The 18,416-nt window shown below is 71.3% G+C and carries 16 protein-coding genes; 11 read left to right on the top strand and 5 right to left on the bottom strand.

What is annotated here, in order from left to right; translation table 11 throughout:
* Nucleotides 1-153: 153 nt before the first annotated feature.
* Nucleotides 154-591: a DUF3052 domain-containing protein gene (locus ACFC09_RS23835; RefSeq protein ID WP_376531672.1), complete on the bottom strand. Its 438-nt coding sequence runs from the start codon at nt 589-591 to the stop codon at nt 154-156.
* A gap of 486 nt (nt 592-1,077) precedes the next feature.
* On the opposite strand from ACFC09_RS23835, the gene aceE reads away from it, so the two are divergent.
* The gene (gene aceE / locus ACFC09_RS23830) at nt 1,078-3,795 is read left to right on the top strand and encodes a pyruvate dehydrogenase (acetyl-transferring), homodimeric type (protein WP_376531670.1); all 2,718 of its coding nucleotides are present in this window, start codon (nt 1,078-1,080) and stop codon (nt 3,793-3,795) included.
* Nucleotides 3,796-4,673: 878 nt separating this feature from the next.
* Here the strand turns inward: aceE and ACFC09_RS23825 are convergent.
* Nucleotides 4,674-6,302 (bottom strand): MFS transporter, encoded by a 1,629-nt coding sequence (locus ACFC09_RS23825; protein ID WP_376531668.1) that lies wholly within the window; start codon nt 6,300-6,302, stop codon nt 4,674-4,676.
* A 122-nt stretch (nt 6,303-6,424) separates the two neighbouring features.
* Here ACFC09_RS23825 and ACFC09_RS23820 point away from each other — a divergent pair, with 122 nt between their 5' ends.
* The 3 genes from ACFC09_RS23820 to ACFC09_RS23810 all read left to right on the top strand — a co-directional run bounded on the left by ACFC09_RS23820 (nt 6,425) and on the right by ACFC09_RS23810 (nt 9,425).
* Nucleotides 6,425-7,051 carry a TetR/AcrR family transcriptional regulator gene (locus tag ACFC09_RS23820; protein ID WP_376531666.1) on the top strand — a complete coding sequence of 209 codons (627 nt, stop codon included), beginning with the start codon at nt 6,425-6,427 and terminating at the stop codon, nt 7,049-7,051.
* Between the two features lie 223 nt (nt 7,052-7,274).
* On the top strand, nt 7,275-8,492 hold the full coding sequence (locus ACFC09_RS23815; RefSeq protein ID WP_376531664.1) for an alpha/beta hydrolase: 1,218 nt from the start codon (nt 7,275-7,277) through the stop codon (nt 8,490-8,492).
* Between the two features lie 66 nt (nt 8,493-8,558).
* Complete coding sequence (locus ACFC09_RS23810) at nt 8,559-9,425, top strand: DUF4429 domain-containing protein (protein ID WP_376531662.1); 867 nt, start codon at nt 8,559-8,561, stop codon at nt 9,423-9,425.
* 9 nt (nt 9,426-9,434) lie between these two features.
* On the opposite strand, the gene ACFC09_RS23805 is transcribed toward ACFC09_RS23810, so the two are convergent.
* Nucleotides 9,435-9,923 (bottom strand): MerR family transcriptional regulator, encoded by a 489-nt coding sequence (locus ACFC09_RS23805; protein ID WP_376531660.1) that lies wholly within the window; start codon nt 9,921-9,923, stop codon nt 9,435-9,437.
* A gap of 97 nt (nt 9,924-10,020) precedes the next feature.
* On the opposite strand from ACFC09_RS23805, the gene ACFC09_RS23800 reads away from it, so the two are divergent.
* On the top strand, nt 10,021-10,491 hold the full coding sequence (locus tag ACFC09_RS23800) for a GNAT family N-acetyltransferase (RefSeq protein ID WP_376531658.1): 471 nt from the start codon (nt 10,021-10,023) through the stop codon (nt 10,489-10,491).
* Between the two features lie 18 nt (nt 10,492-10,509).
* On the top strand, nt 10,510-11,331 hold the full coding sequence (locus ACFC09_RS23795; RefSeq protein ID WP_376531657.1) for a serine hydrolase domain-containing protein: 822 nt from the start codon (nt 10,510-10,512) through the stop codon (nt 11,329-11,331).
* Between the two features lie 27 nt (nt 11,332-11,358).
* On the opposite strand, the gene ACFC09_RS23790 is transcribed toward ACFC09_RS23795, so the two are convergent.
* The gene (locus ACFC09_RS23790; RefSeq protein WP_376531680.1) at nt 11,359-12,012 is read right to left on the bottom strand and encodes a pirin family protein; all 654 of its coding nucleotides are present in this window, start codon (nt 12,010-12,012) and stop codon (nt 11,359-11,361) included.
* Between the two features lie 301 nt (nt 12,013-12,313).
* Between ACFC09_RS23790 and ACFC09_RS23785 the strand changes: the two genes are divergently transcribed.
* From ACFC09_RS23785 to fabF, 5 genes are all read left to right on the top strand, one after another.
* Entirely contained in the window at nt 12,314-13,516 is a 1,203-nt protein-coding gene (locus tag ACFC09_RS23785) for a PucR family transcriptional regulator (RefSeq protein ID WP_376531655.1), read from the top strand.
* A gap of 89 nt (nt 13,517-13,605) precedes the next feature.
* Complete coding sequence (locus tag ACFC09_RS23780) at nt 13,606-14,523, top strand: ACP S-malonyltransferase (RefSeq protein ID WP_376531653.1); 918 nt, start codon at nt 13,606-13,608, stop codon at nt 14,521-14,523.
* A gap of 15 nt (nt 14,524-14,538) precedes the next feature.
* On the top strand, nt 14,539-15,570 hold the full coding sequence (locus ACFC09_RS23775) for a ketoacyl-ACP synthase III (RefSeq protein ID WP_376531651.1): 1,032 nt from the start codon (nt 14,539-14,541) through the stop codon (nt 15,568-15,570).
* Nucleotides 15,571-15,673: 103 nt separating this feature from the next.
* Entirely contained in the window at nt 15,674-15,922 is a 249-nt protein-coding gene (locus ACFC09_RS23770; protein WP_376531649.1) for an acyl carrier protein, read from the top strand.
* Nucleotides 15,923-16,006: 84 nt separating this feature from the next.
* On the top strand, nt 16,007-17,269 hold the full coding sequence (fabF, locus tag ACFC09_RS23765) for a beta-ketoacyl-ACP synthase II (protein WP_376531647.1): 1,263 nt from the start codon (nt 16,007-16,009) through the stop codon (nt 17,267-17,269).
* 495 nt (nt 17,270-17,764) lie between these two features.
* Here fabF and ACFC09_RS23760 read toward each other — a convergent pair whose 3' ends face one another.
* Nucleotides 17,765-18,259, bottom strand: a complete 495-nt coding sequence (locus tag ACFC09_RS23760; RefSeq protein WP_376531645.1) for a DUF3145 domain-containing protein — start codon at nt 18,257-18,259, stop codon at nt 17,765-17,767.
* Between the last annotated feature and the right edge of the window lie 157 nt (nt 18,260-18,416).

Genomic DNA, 18,416 nt, shown 5'->3' with positions numbered 1-18,416 from the left:
GGGGCCATACGGCCCAGCCCGGCGGGAACGGGCCCGTCCGGCGATCGAGGACGGGCCGTTCAGGCCGATGCGGGTGAAGGGGGGACAGACCCCCCGAGGACGGTCACCGCGGCGGCCGGCGTCACCTCTGGGAAGGTCACCTCTGGGAAAAGGTCACCGCTTCGACTTCGCGGCCTTCGGCGTCACCAGACGCGAACCGCTCCAGTCCTTGCCCACGCTGACGCTCTTGGACGCAGACAGACCTGCGGTCGTCGCGGCCTCCGAGATGTCGCTCGGCTCCACGTAGCCGTCACGCCCGGTCTTCGGGGTCAGCAGCAGGATCGAACCGCCCTCTTCGATGTACGTGGTGGCGTCCACCAGCACATCCGTCAGGTCGCCGTCCTCGTCGCGGAACCACAGCACCACGGCATCGGCCACGTCGTCGTAGTCCTCGTCGACGAGCTCGCTGCCGATCGTGTCCTCGATGGCCTCACGAAGCTCCTGTTCGGCGTCTTCGTCGTAGCCGATCTCCTGGACCACCTGTCCGGGCTGGAACCCCAGCCGGGCGGCAGGGTTCGTCCGCTCCTCCGCGTGGTCCGCGGTCGCGCTCACGGGTTGCCTCCTGATCATGTTTCGATGAATAACTCAGCCACGCGCGTGCGCGAAGCATTGGCCGTAGTCCACACGGGCGGGGCGGATCGCGCAAGTACCCGGCCCTCCAGACCGTCGAAACGGTGACGATCCCGGCCGTGTCGTCGCAACTCCTGGCACCGTATCGCGCGCCTGGCGGCCACACACCACACCCTATTGCCCGATTTGCCCCGTTCGAAATCCTCCGCGTATACGTCTATCGAACAACTTTGTCAGCAACGATACGCCCTGGGCGTATCGCCGCGTTTCGAGTGGAGAGCCCGTAACGCGAGGTGGGAGGGGTCGCACGGGGCGCCCCGTCGCCGCACGGCAGAGATGACGTACGTCGCCCCGAGGTACACGATGGGGAGCGACACAGAGACACGCAAAGAGACCCAGAGAGACCCAGAGAGACCCAGAGAAAGCAGCGAAAGCGGAAAAACAGCCCTCTGACAGGTAAGGAACAGCGTGGCTTCCGGATCCGATCGCAATCCGATCATCATTGGCGGCCTGCCGAGTCAGGTTCCTGACTTCGACCCCGAGGAAACCCAGGAGTGGCTCGACTCCCTGGACGCCGCCGTCGACCAGCGCGGCCGTGAGCGGGCCCGCTACCTGATGCTCCGCCTGATCGAGCGGGCCCGCGAGAAGCGGGTGGCCGTGCCCGAGATGCGCAGCACGGACTACGTCAACACCATCGCGACCAAGGACGAGCCGTTCTTCCCGGGCAACGAGGAGATCGAGCGCAAGATCCTCAACGCGACCCGCTGGAACGCGGCCGTGATGGTCTCGCGCGCCCAGCGCCCCGGTATCGGCGTCGGCGGCCACATCGCCACCTTCGCCTCCTCCGCCTCCCTGTACGACGTGGGCTTCAACCACTTCTTCCGCGGCAAGGACGACGGCAGCGGCGGTGACCAGGTCTTCTTCCAGGGCCACGCCTCTCCTGGCATCTACGCGCGCGCGTACCTGCTCGACCGGCTCACCGACGCCCAGCTCGACGGTTTCCGCCAGGAGAAGTCGAGGTACCCCGACGGGCTGTCCAGCTATCCGCACCCGCGCTCCATGCCGGACTTCTGGGAGTTCCCCACGGTCTCCATGGGACTCGGCCCGCTCGCCGCGATCTTCCAGGCCCGGATGAACCGCTACATGCAGGCCCGCGGCATCGCGGACACCTCCGGGTCGCACGTGTGGGCGTTCCTCGGCGACGGCGAGATGGACGAGCCGGAGTCACTGGGCCAGCTGACCATCGCGGCCCGCGAGAGCCTGGACAACCTGACCTTCGTGGTGAACTGCAACCTCCAGCGGCTGGACGGGCCGGTGCGCGGCAACGGCAAGATCATCCAGGAGCTGGAGTCGGTCTTCCGGGGCGCCGGCTGGAACGTGATCAAGCTGGTCTGGGACCGCACCTGGGACCCGCTGCTCGCCCAGGACCGGGACGGTGTGCTGGTCAACAGGATGAACACCACGCCGGACGGCCAGTTCCAGACGTACGCCACCGAGTCCGGCGACTACATCCGGCGGCACTTCTTCGGCGACGACCACCGGCTGCGCGCGATGGTCGAGCACATGACCGACGACCAGATCCTGCACCTGGGGCGGGGCGGTCACGACCACCGGAAGATCTTCGCGGCGTTCTCCGCGGCCAAGGCGCACAAGGGCCAGCCGACGGTGATCCTCGCCAAGACCATCAAGGGCTGGACGCTGGGCCCGAACTTCGAGGGCCGCAACGCCACCCACCAGATGAAGAAGCTCACGGTCGACGACCTGAAGCACTTCCGCGACCGGCTGCACCTGCCGATCTCCGACAAGGAGCTGGAGTCCGGCCCGCCGCCGTACTACCACCCGGGCCGGGACTCGGCGGAGATGCAGTACATGCACGACCGGCGCAAGGGTCTCGGCGGCTACGTCCCGACCCGCGTCGTACGCTCCCGGCCGCTCGCGCTGCCCGACGACAAGACGTACGCGACCGTGAAGAAGGGCACCGGCCAGCAGTCCATCGCCACGACCATGGCGTTCGTACGACTGCTGAAGGACCTCATGCGGGACAAGGAGATCGGCCGCCGGTTCGTGCTGATCGCGCCGGACGAGTACCGTACGTTCGGCATGGACTCCTTCTTCCCGAGCGCGAAGATCTACAACCCGCTCGGCCAGCAGTACGAGTCGGTGGACCGGGACCTGCTGCTCGCCTACAAGGAGTCGCCGACCGGCCAGATGCTGCACGACGGCATCTCGGAGGCGGGCTGCACGGCGTCGCTGATCGCGGCGGGCTCGGCCTACGCGACCCACGGCGAGCCGCTGATCCCGGTCTACGTCTTCTACTCGATGTTCGGTTTCCAGCGCACCGGTGACCAGTTCTGGCAGATGGCCGACCAGCTGGCGCGCGGTTTTGTGCTGGGCGCGACCGCCGGGCGTACGACTCTGACCGGTGAGGGGCTCCAGCACGCGGACGGGCACTCCCAGCTGCTCGCGTCGACCAACCCGGCGTGCGTCGCCTACGACCCGGCGTACGGGTACGAGATCGCGCACATCGTGCAGGACGGGCTGCGCCGGATGTACGGCGGTGACGCCGAGCACCCGCACGGCGAGGACGTCTTCTACTACCTCACGGTCTACAACGAGCCCATCCAGCACCCGGCCGAACCGGCGGACGTGGACGTCGAGGGCATCCTCAAGGGCATCCACCGGCTCGGCGAGGGCACCTCGGGCTCGATCCCGGCGCAGATCATGGCCTCCGGTGTCGCGGTGCCGTGGGCGCTTGAGGCGCAGCGGCTGCTCGGCGAGGAGTGGAACGTGCGGGCGGACGTCTGGTCGGCGACCTCCTGGAGCGAGCTGCGGCGGGAGGCCGTGGCGTGCGAGGAGCACAACCTGCTGCATCCGGAGGAGGAGCAGCGCACTCCGTACGTCACCCGGAAACTGGGCGGGGCCGAGGGGCCGTTCGTGGCCGTGTCCGACTGGATGCGGGCGGTGCCGGACCAGATCGCGCGGTGGGTGCCCGGGACCTACCAGTCCCTGGGCGCGGACGGCTTCGGGTTCGCCGACACCCGGGGGGCGGCGCGGCGGTTCTTCCACATCGACGCGCAGTCGGTCGTGGTGGCGGTGCTGACGGAGTTGGCGCGGGAGGGCAAGGTCGATCGTTCGGTGCTGAAGCAGGCGGTTGATCGGTATCGGCTGTTGGAGGTCTCGCCGTAGGCCCCTCCGGCGGTTGGGCGGTGTTACGGCCTCGGCCCGGCTGGGGTGGAGGTTTTTGCGCAGTTCCCCGCGCCCCTGAGCGCGCGTGGCGGGCCGGGAACGGCCGGCTTGCGGCTGCGGCGCCGCGGGGGTCGTTCGCGCAGTTCCCCGCGCCCCTGAGCGCGCGTGGCGGTCCGGGAACGGCCGGCTTGCGGCTGCGGCGCCGCCGGGGGCCGGTCGCGCAGTTCCCCGCGCCCCTGAGCGCGCGTGGCGGGCCGGGAACGACCGGCTTGCGGCTGCGGCTGGGTGGGGGCCGGTCGCGCAGTTCCCCGCGCCCCTGGGGGGTGGCGAGCCACGAAAGGCCGGCTTGCCGCCTCGGCAGCGCGGGGGCTGAGCGCGCAGTTCCCCGCGCCCCCGACGGGCGTGGCGGGCCGGGAACGACCGGCTTGCGGGCGCGGCGCCGCGGGGGCCGGTCGCGCAGTTCCCCGCGCCCCTGACGGGGGCGCGGGTGGGGTGGGGGTGAAGGGTCGCCGCGGGCGGTCGTGCCGCTTTTAGGGGCGCGGGGAACTGCGCGAACGACCCCCACCCAGCCGCAGCCGGAAAACAACCCTCACAGATCACCGAGCAGGCTCCATAAGGGGCGCGGGGAACTGCGCGACCAGCCCCCACTCGGCCGCAGCCGGACGGCAACCGTCACAGATCACCGTGCAGCCCCCGGCACGGGAGCAACGCGCTGCCCCCCTCCAGCAGCGCGCCGCGCCCCCGTCGTCCCCCTATGCCCTGCGGAGGACTTGACCCACTGTGACCCGGGGCGCGCGTCAGGGCGAGGGATCTTCCGGGGAGTCACCCTGATAGGCGAACTCCCCGGAATCCGGTGTGCCGGACGGGTGGGCGCGGGCTCAGATGTGCCCCATGCCCGCACCCGCCTCCGCGTTCTCGCCGCGCTTGGTCAGCAGCGCCACCAGGACGGCGACGACCGCGACGCCCGCGGCCACGAAACACGCCAGGCTCATGCCGGAGATGAACGTGTCGTGCGCAACGGTGGTGATCTTCGAGGCGATGGCCCCGGGCGTGCCCTTCGCCACCGGCGCCACACCCACCTGCACCGCTTCGGACGCCTGCGCGAGCTGCGCCGACGTGAGCTTCGGCAGCCCCGCCCGCGTCCAGTTGCCCGCCAGGTCGCTGTCGACCTTGGACGCCATCACGGCGCCCAGCACCGCCGTACCGAGGCTGCCGCCGATCTGCATCGCGGCCTGCTGGAGCCCGCCGGCCACGCCGGACAGCTCCATCGGGGCATTGCCGACGATGACCTCGGTGGCGCCGACCATGACCGGGGCGAGGCCGAGGCCCAGCAGCGCGAACCAGAGCGACATCGCACCGCTGCCGGTGCCCGTGTCCAACGTCGACATGCCGTACATCGCGATGGCCGTGAGCGCCATGCCGCCCGCGAGCGGGACCCGGGGGCCCAGCTTGGTGATCATGGCGCCCGCCAGCGGGGAGCCGACGATCATCATGCCGGTGAGCGGGAGCAGGTGCAGACCGGCGTCGATCGGGCTCATGCCGTGCACGTTCTGGAGGTAGAACGTGACGAAGAACAGGCCGCCCATGAAGGCGATGGCCATGAGGACCATCAGCACCACACCGGCCGACAGCGCCACGGACCGGAACAGGCCGAGCGGGATCAGCGGCTCCTTGACCTTCGTCTCCCAGACGGAGAAGGCGACGAAGAGGAGGATCGAGCCGACGAGGAAACCCCACGTCTTGCCGTCGCCCCAGCCCCACGCCGGCGCCTTGATGAGCGCCCAGACGAGGCAGAACATCGCGACGGACAGCAGCGCGATGCCGGGGATGTCGAAGGAGCGCGGGGCGTTGTCGGCACGGTGGTCCCGGAGGATCAGCAGGCCGAGGACCAGCGCCAGGACGCCGACGGGCACGTTGATGAAGAACACCGACTGCCAGTTGACGTGCTCGACCAGGACGCCGCCGAGGATCGGGCCGCCCGCGGTGGAGGCACCGATGACCATGCCCCAGATGCCGATGGCCATGTTGAGCTTCTCGGCCGGGAAGGTGGCCCGCAGCAGGCCGAGCGCGGCCGGCATCAGCAGCGCGCCGAACAGGCCCTGGAAGACGCGGAAGGTGACGACCAGTCCGATGCTGTCGGACAGGCCGATGGCGCCGGACGCGGCCGCGAAGCCGACGACGCCGATCAGGAAGGTCTGCCGGTGACCGAACCGGTCGCCGAGCTTGCCCGCGGTGATCAGGGAGACCGCGAGGGCGAGGAAGTAACCGTTGGTGATCCACTGGACCTGGGCGAAAGTCGCGCCGAGGTCCTTCTGGATGGCGGGGTTGGCGATGGCCACGATGGTGCCGTCGAGGGCCACCATCATGACCCCTACGGCGACGGTGATGAGCGTGAACCACGGGTGGCCGCGCAGGCCGGTGGCCGAAGCCGGGACGGACGGGTCGGTCGCAAGCCCGTCCGCTCTGCCCTCCGACCCCGTCGCGTCGATGGTGGTCTGACTAGTCATACCTTCGAGGCTAATGACAGCCTCTGACAATTGACAAACCAAATCACTAGCCGGTAACTGTCACGCCCATCACATATAGCTTGAACTGCAAGAACAGTTCGCTCAACCGGTGGAGGCCAGTCGTGGAGACGCTGCGCGAGCGCAAGAAGCGCCGTACCCGGGACGCGCTGCTGCACGTCGCCCTCGACCTCTTCACCGCGCAGGGGTACGAGCAGACGACCGTCGACGAGATCGCCGACGCCGTAGAGGTGTCGCAGCGCACCTTCTTCCGCTACTTCCCCGGAAAGGAGGAGGCCGCCTTCGCCGTCCAGGCGATGGCCGAGGCCCATTTCATCCAGGCCGTACGGGAACGTCCGCCGCACGAGCCCCCGCTGGAGGCGCTGCGCCAGGCCATGCTGGAGGGCTGGGACACCGTGCACGAGGCCATCGACTTCGTCGTCCCGGTCGAGACGTATCTGCGCATGTTCCGGGTGATCGAGTCGACGCCCGCGCTGCTCGCCGCCCATCTGCGCCGCTCGGTGGAGACGGAGGACACGCTGGCCCGGCTGCTCGCCGAGCGGGAGGGCGTGGACGTCGACACGGACCCGCGGCCGCGCCTCCTGGTGGCCGTGTTCGGCGCGGTCATGCGGTTGACGGGGCGCGTCTGGTCGATGGGCGACGACTTCAGCGTTGCGGCGATGCGCGACCTGACCAGGTGGTACCTCGATCAGGTGGGACCGGAACTGATCGGGAGCTGGCGGCAGGGCTGAGGCCGCCGCCGTTCAGGGGACGCCACCGACGGAAACCGCTCCACCGGACGCCGCGCCGGATCTCGACCGCCCACCGCACCGGGCGACATCGCACCAGGTGACGACGCCCCGGAACCAGGTCACCGGCGTGTCCACCGGATCGGCCCCCACCGTGTCCGCCGAATGGTGAGACCTGTCACTTGGTTACCGCGAGACCCTCTCGTTCTCCTAGTGTGTCCTCCCAGTGACTTCCTTCGACACCTCCCCGCAACTCAACGTCTGGCGCGCGCTGCTCGCGCTGGCCGTCGTGTTCGTGATGCTCGCGACCACCGGCTGGACCGCCCTGCGCAGTCACCGGGAGGCGAGCGCCCTACAGGTCTCCCTCTCGGCCTGGGAGCACGGCAGCCTGCACGGCCACCGGCTGCCCGACCCGAACGCGGCCCCCGCCGTGCTCACCCGGTTCTTCGCCTCGCTCGGCACGCAGGAGCGCACCCACCTGGCGCACCGCTACCCGCTCGCGGTCGGCAACATGAACGGCGCCCCGGTCGACCTGCGCTACCGCGCCAACCACATCGCCCTCGACCAGGCGCGCAAGGTCGAGAAGAAACGCATGCACGACAGCAGGCTCACGCCCGACGGGCAGCAGCAGGCGGGCCGCCGCATGCACCGCTACGAGGCGCTGATGGCCAAGGGCCGGCACATCCTCGCCTTCGACCCCGCGGGCTCGGGCCGGATCGCCGAGGTGTTCGGCAACCTGCGGACGGCCCAGCGGATCTCGGTCGTCGTCCCCGGTGTCGACACCGACGTGCTCACCTTCCAGAAGACGTACAGCCCGTACTCGGCGCCGGTCGGCATGGCCAAGGCCCTGTACGCGGCGGAGCGTGCGCAGAGCCCCGCCACCCGTACGGCCGTGATCGCCTGGGCCGACTACACCGCGCCGGACGGCCTCGGCGTCGACGCGGCCACCGCGATGCGCGCCGAGGACGGCGCCGTCCGGCTGAACGCGCTGCTGCGGGCGCTGCCCGGCGCCGCCCCGGTGGCGCTGTTCTGCCACAGCTACGGCTCCGTGGTCTGCGGGGTGGCCGCGCACGGCATGCCGCGCCGGGTGACCGACCTGGCGGTGGCGGGCAGCCCGGGAATGCGGGTCGCGAACGCCGCGCACCTGGGCACGAGCGCCCGGGTGTGGTCGATGCGGGACGCCGGCGACTGGATCCAGGACGTGCCGTATCTGGAGGTCGGCGGGCTGGGGCACGGGGCCGATCCGGTCTCCGCCGCGTTCGGCGCGCGGGTGCTGTCGGCGTGGGACGCCGAGGGGCACAGCGGCTATTTCGAACCGGGCACGGACAGCCTGCGCAACTTCGCGGACGTCGGGGTCGGCGCATACCGCTCGGTGACGTGCGCCCGCAGTGACGCCGGGTGCCGGGCGGATTTGTCCGGCACGTCGAAGGTCGAACGCGCGTAGAAGTGCAGGAAGTGCGGTCTGCTCGGGTAGCGACGGAAAGACCTCGCGCCGCATACGATGAGCCGCATGGGTGACGTACTGGCCGGATTTCATGCCACCTGGGAGTTCGACTCCGACTCCGTGCTCATCCGTTACGAACGGGGGATTCGAACACCCAAGCTGTTCCAGGTGCTCGGTGAACGGCGGGTCCCCGTGTCCGCGCTCGCGGGGGTGACGCTCTCCCCGGGCCGGCGCGGCTCGGTCGTGCTGCGCGCCCGGCCCCGGCCCGGCGCCGACCCGCTCGTGGAGGCGGCGGCCGGACAGCTCAAGGAGCACAGCGACCCGTACCGGCTGGTGGTGCCCGCGGAGCGGGCCCGGCTCGCCGAGGAGTACGCGGGTGACCTGCGCCCGCGGCTCACCGAGACCGGCCCGGCCGAACACCATCTGGTGGACGCGCCCGAGGCACCCCTGCACTTCAAGGCGTACGACGGGAAGGCGAGCTTCGACGGGACATCGGTGCACTTCCGCTGGTCCCGGACGGGCGCGTCCTCGGCGAAGTGGAAGGCCGGCGACCAGAGCTTCCGGATCGCCGATCTCGGCGGCGTCGAGTGGCACTCGCCCGAGGCGTTCGAGGGGCACCTGCGGCTGCTGCACCGCTCCCCCGCCGCCGACGGGTCCGCCCGGCCCGACCAGGATCCTGCGACGGTCGTCTTCGGCCGCGGCTACGGGCCCGTCCACGAGTCGCTGCCCTTCGCCGCGGCGGTGCTGGCCGCGGTGCGGGCGCGCGGCCCGGTGGCGGCCGTGCCCGCGGCCGTGCCCACGGGTCCGTCGCGCCGCCGTGATCCCGCCGACATCGCCGAGCGGATCAGGCACCTGGGGGAACTGCACCTGGCCGGTCTCGTGACGGACGAGGAGTTCTCCCTGAAGAAGGCCGAGCTGCTGGCGGAGCTGTAGCCGCCGGGGTCAGCCGCGGGCCCGCGACCGCTCGAAGTCCCGCCCGGCCTCCGCGTAGAAGCCGATCTTGTGGTCGAGCACGCCCAGGGTGTCCTGGAGCTCGGCGATGCGGGAGAGCACGTCGCGGCGGGTGGCCTCCAGCAGTTCGTGGCGTTCCAGGTAGGTGTGGTCGCCCTCGCGCACCAGTTCCGCGTACCGGACCATGTCCGCCACCGGCATGCCGGTCAGCCGCAGCTTGGTGACGAGGTCGAGCCAGTCCAGGTCGCGGTTGGTGTAGCGGCGCTGCCCGGTGTGCGAACGGTCGATGTGCGACATCAGGCCGATCCGCTCGTACCAGCGCAGGGTGTGGGCGGTCAGACCGGTGAAGGCGACGACCTCGCTGATCGTGTAGCTGTCCTTGCCGTCGGGGCGCGGGTGCCGCCGGGGCGGGGCGGAGCAGATGTCGGTGCGGGTGCGGGCTTGCTCGGTGGCCGCTGGCGTGGTCTGCATCACCGTCATGCTCCCCACGCTATGACGTTGGAGCACACTCGAAGCAAGCGGGCCGGGTAAGAAATCGACGGGACGTGCGGGACGCGCGGTGACTAGCGTTCCGTACATGATTCTTGTACGCCGTGCGACGCCCGAGGACGCACAGGAAGTGCTGCGCCTGCGCCAGATCATGATCGACTCGATGTTCGGGGCCGACCGGTCCACGGCCTGGCACGGGGAGTCCCTGCCGACCCTGCGGACCCGGCTCTCCGAGGCCGACGGCGAGTTCGCCGCGTTCGTCGTGGACCACCCCGAGGAGCCGCGGACGCTGGCCGCGCTGGTGGCGGGCACGATCGAGTACCGGATCGGCCGGACCCGCAATCCGCTCGGCACCGTCGGCTTCGTCTTCAGCGTCGCCACCGACCCCGGCACCCGTCGCCGCGGGTACGCGCGCGCGTGCATGGGCGAACTGCTGGAGTGGTTCCGCGCGCACGGCGTCGCCCAGGTCCAGCTCACCTCCTCCGCGGAGGCCCGTCCGCTCTACGACTCCCTGGGCTTCCGGCCCAAGCCGGACCCCCTGCTGGAACTGAAACTGTGACGTCCTAGGCTCGGCCGCATGGCGTTGGAGAGTCTTGCGTTGATCGACAGCTGGCCGGTACCGGCCGCCGCGGCGGGCGTCGTACGGGCCGACGGTGCGGTGCTCGGGACCCGGGGTCCGGTCGGCCGGCGCTTCCCGCTGGCCTCGGTCACCAAGCCGCTCGCGGCGTACGCGGCGCTCGTCGCGTACGAGGAGGGGGCGATCGAACTCGACGAACCGGCGGGGCCGCCCGGTTCGACCGTCCGTCATCTGCTCGCCCACACCTCCGGGCTGGCCTTCGACGAGCACCGGGTGACCGCCCCGCCCGGACAGCGGCGGCTGTACTCCAACGCCGGCTTCGAGCAGCTCGGCGACCACATCGCCGAGGCCGCCGACATCCCGTTCGGCGAATATCTGCGGCAGGCCGTGCTGGAGCCGCTGGGCATGGCGGACACGTCGCTCGCCGGCTCGCCCGCGAAGGACGGGGTGTCGACGGTGACGGACCTGCTGCGGTTCGCGGCGGAGGTGCAGGCGCCCCGGCTGCTCGATCCGCGTACGGTCGCGGAGGCGATGACCGTGCAGTACCCGGGCACCAAGGGCGTCCTGCCGGGATACGGGCACCAGAACCCCAACGACTGGGGGCTGGGCTTCGAGATCCGGGCCGCCAAGGCGCCGCACTGGACGGGCGGTTCGTCCTCCCCGCGCACCTTCGGGCACTTCGGGCAGTCCGGTACGTTCCTGTGGATCGACCCGGACGCCGGCGCGGCGGGCGTCGCCCTGACCGACCGGGCGTTCGGCCCCTGGGCCGTCGAGGCGTGGCCGGTGTTCACGGACGCGGTGCTCGCGGAGCTGCGCGGCTGAGGCCCTCGGCGGCCGGGCGGGGCCCCGCTACGGTCCCATCTCCCACAGCAGCAGCTCCGCCGCGGTCTCAGCGACAGCCTCCACATCCCGGGCGTCGGTGATCCGCGCCGAGTCCCCCGGGCCCAGCGGCTCCCCGGCCAGCCGCAGTTCGCCGCGCACCAGGTGCGCGTACACGCGGGCGGCGTCCGGTACGGCCGTCCGCTCCCCGGGCCGCAACCGCCGTACGTGCAGCATCGCGCGGGCCTCGGGGAGGGCGTACGGGGTGGAGTCGGCGATGCCCCGGACGATCTCGTAGCCGGGGGTGCCGCCGGGGTGCAGTGGGGCCAGCCACATCTGCACGAAGGTCAGCGGCACCGGACCGTCGTTGCGCTCGACATGACGGACCCCGGCAGCCGAGCTGAGGCGCTGCACGTCGCCCGGGGCCACCACGGTCTGTCGGCCCGTCGAGTCACGGTGGGTCAGTTCGCCCTCGACGACCCAGGTGACGATCTCGGTGTGGCTGTGCGGATGCTCGTCGAACCCGGCGCCGGGGGCGAGCCGTTCCTCGTTGCAGGCGATGACGGCGCCGAAGCGGAGGTTGTCGGGGTCGTAGTGCGGCCCGAAGGAAAAGGCGTGCCGGGAGACGATCCCGGCCTCCGGCTCCCCTCCCGGATACCGCTCACCGGCGCGCCTGACGTCCATCACACCCACCACGGTAGCCCCGCGAACCCCCTGCCGAAACGCGCCCGGCAGCACCCCCGACAGGGGCCGGGGAGCGCGGGGAACCGCACAGCCTCCCCCCACCGCCCAGCTGCGCCCGACCGCACCCCGCGAACCGCGACAGGGACCCCGGGAACTACGCAAAACACCCTCATGCTCCTACACCGGACCACACACCCAAAACTCCCGAACCGGCTCCGCGAGGAACTACGCAAATACCCATGCTCCGGGCGAACAGCCCACCCCCTGCCGCCCGCTCCCCCGAATGAGGCAGTCTTGTCCCGTGCCCGAACCCGAATCCCACAAGCCCGACACCGCGCCCGGCGTCCACCCGCACTCCGCGACCCTGCGGCGGCTGGAGAAGTCGTCCGGCTCCCTCGCCGCCCAGGCCATCGCGCGCATGGACGAGACACTGCCGTGGTACCGGGCCATGCCCCCGGAGAACCGTTCCTGGATCGGGCTCGTGGCCCAGGCCGGCATCGCCGCGTTCACCGAGTGGTTCCGGCACCCGGACGCCCCGCAGGCCATCTCGACCGACGTCTTCGGCACGGCGCCGCGCGAACTGACCCGGGCCATCACCCTGCGCCAGACCGTCGAGATGGTGCGCACCACCATCGAGGTGATGGAGTCGGCCATCGAAGAGGTGGCCGCACCCGGCGACGAGAACGTGCTGCGCGAGGCACTGCTCGTCTACGCCCGCGAGATCGCCTTCGCCACCGCCCAGGTGTACGCCCAGGCCGCCGAGGCACGCGGCGCCTGGGACGCGCGGCTCGAATCCCTGGTGGTCAACGCGGTGCTCAGCGGGGAGGCCGACGAGGGCGCCGTCAGCCGCGCCGCCGCGCTCGGCTGGAACTCGCCCGACCATGTGTGCGTCGTCCTCGGGACCGCGCCCGACGGGGACAGTGAACTGACCGTCGAAGCCATCCGGCGGGCCGCCCGGCACGCCAAGCTCCAGGTGCTCACCGGGGTGCTCGGGGACCGGCTGGTCGTCGTGGCCGGCGGCAGCGACAACCCGTTGGCCGTCGCCAAGTCGCTGATCGGGCCGTTCGCCGCGGGTCCCGTCGTGGCGGGCCCGGTGGTGTCCGACCTACAGGCCGCGACCCGGTCGGCACAGGCCGCCGCCGCCGGCCTTAAGGCGTGTTCCGCCTGGCAGGACGCGCCGCGGCCGGTCCTGGCGGACGATTTGCTTCCGGAACGCGCCATCGCGGGTGACCCGGGCGCCCGTGAGCAATTGGTGGAGGAGATCTACAGACCTCTGGAAGAGGCCGGTTCGGCCCTGCTGGAGACCTTGAGTGTGTACCTGGAACAGGCGAGCAGTCTGGAGGGGGCCGCCCGGATGCTGTTCGTTCACCCGAACACCGTGCGCTACCGGCTTCGACGTGTGACTGACGTCACCGGATGGTCACCATCCGATGTACGATCCGCGTTCACCCTGCGGATCGCGCTGATCCTGGGGCGCCTGGCCGTCGGAGATACCCAGCTCTAGCCTTTTGTGAGAGACCCACAAAACCCCCTCGTGTTCTTCGTCCCTGTCCTCACGGGCGGCCCCGGCCGTCCCCAAGAGAGAGTGTGAGAGTGCTCGTACTCGTCGCTCCCGGCCAGGGCGCCCAGACGCCCGGCTTCCTGACTCCCTGGCTCGACCTCCCCGGTGCCGCGGACCGCGTCGCCGCGTGGTCCGACGCCATCGGCCTGGACCTGCTCCGCTACGGCACCCAGGCCGACGCGGACGCCATCCGCGACACCGCGGTGGCCCAGCCGCTGCTGGTCGCCGCGGGGATCCTGTCCGCCACGGCACTGGGTGACAGCTCGCCCGGCGCCGTCGCCGGGCACAGCGTCGGCGAGATCACGGCCGCCGTGTTCGCCGGTGTGCTGAGCGAGGACGCCGCGCTGAACCTGGTGCGCACGCGCGGCCTGGCGATGGCGGAGGCCGCGACGGTCACCGAGACGGGCATGGCGGCGCTGCTCGGGGGCGACCCCGAGGTGTCCGTGGCACATCTGGAGAAGCTGGACCTGACCCCGGCGAACATCAACGGCGCCGGCCAGATCGTCGCCGCCGGCACGCTGGCGCAACTGGCCGCGCTGGGCGAGGACAAGCCCGAGGGTGTCCGCAAGGTCGTCCCGCTCAAGGTGGCCGGTGCCTTCCACACCCACCACATGGCCCCCGCGGTGGAGACGCTGGCGAAGGCCGCCGCCGATCTCACGCCCGCCGACCCGAAGGTCGCCTACGTCTCCAACAAGGACGGCAGGGCCGTCGTCTCCGGTGCCGAGGTACTGGACCGGCTGGTCGGCCAGGTCGCCAACCCGGTCCGCTGGGACCTGTGCATGGAGACGTTCAAGGAGCTGGGCGTCACCGCGCTGCTGGAGGTGTGCCCGGGTGGCACGCTGACCGGCCTGGCCAAGCGCGCCCTGCCCGGTGTCAGGACGCTGGCCCTGAAGACCCCCGACGATCTCGACGCGGCCCGGGAGCTGATCTCCGAGCACGCGCGCGCCTAAGGAGCCGTACCGATCATGTCGAAGATCAAGCCCAGCAAGGGCGCCCCGTACGCGCGCATCCTCGGTGTCGGCGGCTACCGGCCGACCAGGGTCGTGCCCAACGAGGTGATCCTGGAGCGGATCGACTCCTCCGACGAGTGGATCCGTTCGCGCTCCGGCATCGAGACCCGGCACTGGGCGGGCCCCGAGGAGACCGTCGCCGCGATGTCGGTCGAGGCCGCGGGCAAGGCGATCGCGGACGCGGGCATCTCCAGCGAGCAGGTCGGCGCGGTCGTGGTGTCGACCGTCTCGCACTTCAGCCAGACCCCGGCCGTCGCCACCGAGATCGCCGACAAGCTCGGCACCGACAAGGCCGCCGCCTTCGACATCTCGGCGGGCTGCGCCGGCTTCGGTTACGGCCTCACCCTGGCCAAGGGCATGGTCGTCGAGGGCTCGGCCGAGTACGTGCTGGTCATCGGCGTCGAGCGGCTCTCCGACCTGACCGACCTGGAGGACCGGGCGACGGCCTTCCTGTTCGGCGACGGCGCGGGCGCCGTCGTGGTCGGGCCGTCCAAGGAGCCCGCGATCGGCCCGACCGTCTGGGGCTCGGAGGGCGACAAGGCCGAGACGATCAAGCAGACCGTGCCCTGGGACCGCTTTCGGGTCGGCGACGTCTCCGAACTCCCCCTCGACAGCGAGGGCAACATCAAGTTCCCCGCGATCACCCAGGAAGGCCAGGCGGTGTTCCGCTGGGCCGTGTTCGAGATGGCGAAGGTCGCACAGCAGGCGCTGGACGCGGCCGGGATCAGCCCGGACGACCTGGACGTCTTCATCCCGCACCAGGCCAATGTGCGGATCATCGACTCGATGGTGAAGACCCTCAAACTGCCGGAGCACGTCACGGTCGCCCGGGACATCCGCACCACCGGCAACACTTCGGCCGCCTCGATTCCGCTCGCGATGGAGCGGCTCCTGGCGACCGGCGAGGCGAAGAGCGGCGACACCGCGCTCGTCATCGGATTCGGGGCGGGTCTCGTCTACGCCGCCACGGTCGTTACCCTCCCCTAGGCACTCCGTGCCGGATCATGGATCCGACACGGCAGCAGCACCCCCGCCGCCGACGCGGCGGGCGGCACCAACCGTCTGGATTATCGAAGAAGGAGCGCCTGACATGGCCGCCACTCAGGAAGAGATCGTCGCCGGTCTCGCCGACATCGTGAACGAGATCGCCGGCATCCCGGTTGAGGACGTCCAGCTGGACAAGTCCTTCACCGACGACCTGGACGTCGACTCGCTGTCCATGGTCGAGGTCGTCGTCGCCGCCGAGGAGCGCTTCGACGTCAAGATCCCCGACGAGGACGTCAAGAACCTCAAGTCCGTCGGCGACGCGACCGAGTACATCCTCAAGCACCAGGGCTGAGTCCCCCTCAGACCCGAGGCTGCACTGCCCCGCCACCCGGCGGTGGCGCCGCTGAATCCCGTATCCGTTGGAGAAAGAATTCCTGTGAGCCCGACCAATCGCACCGTGGTCGTCACCGGTATCGGCGCAACCACACCGCTGGGTGGCGACGTAGCCTCTACCTGGAAGGCCCTGACCGCCGGAGTGTCCGGTGTCAGCCTTCTGCAACAGGACTGGGCCGCCGACCTGCCGGTCCGTATCGCCGCGCAGATCGCCGTCGAACCGGGCGAGATCATCCCGCGCCCGCAGGCCCGCAAGCTGGACCGGTCCGCGCAGTTCGCGCTGATCGCCGCCCAGGAAGCCTGGAAGGACGCCGGTTTCACCGCGAAGGCCGGTGAGGACGCGTCCGTGAACCCCGACCGGCTGGGAGCGGTCGTCGCCTCCGGAATCGGCGGCGTGACGACCCTCCTCGACCAGTACGACGTGCTCCGGGAGAAGGGCGTACGCCGGGTCTCCCCGCACACCGTGCCGATGCTGATGCCCAACTCCCCCGCGGCCAACGTGGGGATCGAGCTGGGTGCCCGCGCCGGGGTGCACACCCCGGTCTCGGCCTGCGCGTCGGGCGCCGAGGCCATCGGTTACGCCATCGAGATGATCCGTACCGGCCGCGCCGACGTCGTCGTCGCGGGTGGCACGGAGGCGGCCATCCATCCGCTGCCCATCGCCGCGTTCGGCAACATGATGGCGATGTCCAAGAACAACGACGACCCGCAGGGCGCCTCGCGTCCCTACGACGCCGGCCGGGACGGCTTCGTCCTCGGCGAGGGCGCCGGTGTGGTCGTCCTGGAGTCCGAGGAGCACGCGAAGGCCCGCGGCGCCCGGATCTACGTCGAGGCGGTCGGCCAGGGCATCTCCGCCGACGCCCACCACATCACGCAGCCCGAGCCGTCCGGCAACGGCATCGCGCAGGCGTTGCAGAACCTGCTCGACAACACCGACCTGAAGCCGGCCGAGATCGCGCACGTCAACGCGCACGCCACGTCGACCCCGCAGGGCGACGTCGCCGAGACCAAGGCGCTGCGGAAGGTGTTCGGCGACGACGTCGACCACATGGCGATCTCCGCGACCAAGTCGATGACCGGGCACCTGCTCGGCGGCGCCGGCGGCATCGAGACCGTCGCCTCGGTGCTCGCCCTGGTCCACCGGCTCGCCCCGCCGACCCTGAACCTCGACAACCTCGATCCCGAGGTCGACGCGGACGTGGTCGGCGCCGTGGCCCGGGAGCTGCCCGGGGGCCGCATCGCCGTGCTGAACGACTCGTTCGGCTTCGGCGGCCACAACGTGGTGCTGGCGTTCCGGACGCTCTGAGCCCGACAGGACAGCCCGACAGGACAGGCTGACAGGACAGGCTGAACGGCCCGGTCTCCCGTGGTGGGGACCGGGCCTTCCGCTGTCCTGGGGGTGGTGGGCCGTCGGGGTGACGGCTGCCGGGCGCGGCGGCGACGGTTGTGCGGCGGGGGGCAGTCGTTCGCAGGACCGGTCGTCCGCCGGGCCGGTCGTCCGCCCGGCCGGTCGTCCGCCGGGCCGGTCCTGCGCCGGGCCGGTCCTGCGCCGGGCCGGTCCTGCGCCGGGCCGGTCCTGCGCCGGGGCGGGCCTGGCGGGGATCGGTCGTCCGCCAGGGGAAGGCGGTCGTCCATCGGGACCGGACGTGCGCGGGGGCGGGCCCGGCGGGGGCTCAGGTGGTCCGGCTGTGCGGGCGCCTGTCGAGGGCACGACGGCGCCGGTCCGGCGGCGGGTACGGGCCGGGGGACGCGCGGGTCCGGTGTGGGGCCGCGGTGTGGTCTCCCGTGGCCCTGCGGGGCGTCAGACCACCTGGTGGAGCCAGCGCACCGGGGCGCCCTCGCCCGCGTAGCGGAAGGGCTCCAGTTCGTCGTCCCAGGGCTTGCCCAGGAGCTTGGCGATCTCCGCCTGGAGATCCGTCTCACCGCGCTGGGACCGCGTCAGCGCCGCGCGCAGCCGGTCCTCGGGGATCAGGATGTCGCCGTGGATGCCGGTGACGGCGTGGTAGATGCCGAGGTCGGGGGTGCAGCTGTAGCGCTCGCCCTCGGCGGTGGGGCAGGGCTCCGCGGTGACCTCGAAGCGCAGCAGGTGCCAGCCGCGCAGCGCGGACGCCAGCTTGGACGCCGTGCCCGGCTCGCCCTGCCAGGAGAACTCCGAGCGCCAGGTGCCGGGCGCCGCGGGCTGCCGGATCCAGTCGAGGCTGACGCGGGTGCCGAGCACCGCGGCGACGGCCCACTCGACGTGCGGGCACAGCGCGCGCGGCGCGGAGTGCACGTACAGAACTCCACGGGTCGTCACCGGGACCTCCGGGCTGAGCGGGACATATGCGGTCTGGCTTGGCGGCTGTGACGCGACGGCCGCGTTGATGGCGAGGCTACCGTGCGGCGGGGGGCGGAGTGTGACGTACCGTCCGTCCCGCCGCCAGGAAACGCCGCCATTCACCCAGGGGGACGCT

It is taken from the genome of Streptomyces sp. NPDC056161, from assembly GCF_042268025.1.
Classification (GTDB): domain Bacteria; phylum Actinomycetota; class Actinomycetes; order Streptomycetales; family Streptomycetaceae; genus Streptomyces.
This window is presented reverse-complemented; position numbering and strand designations above follow the sequence as displayed.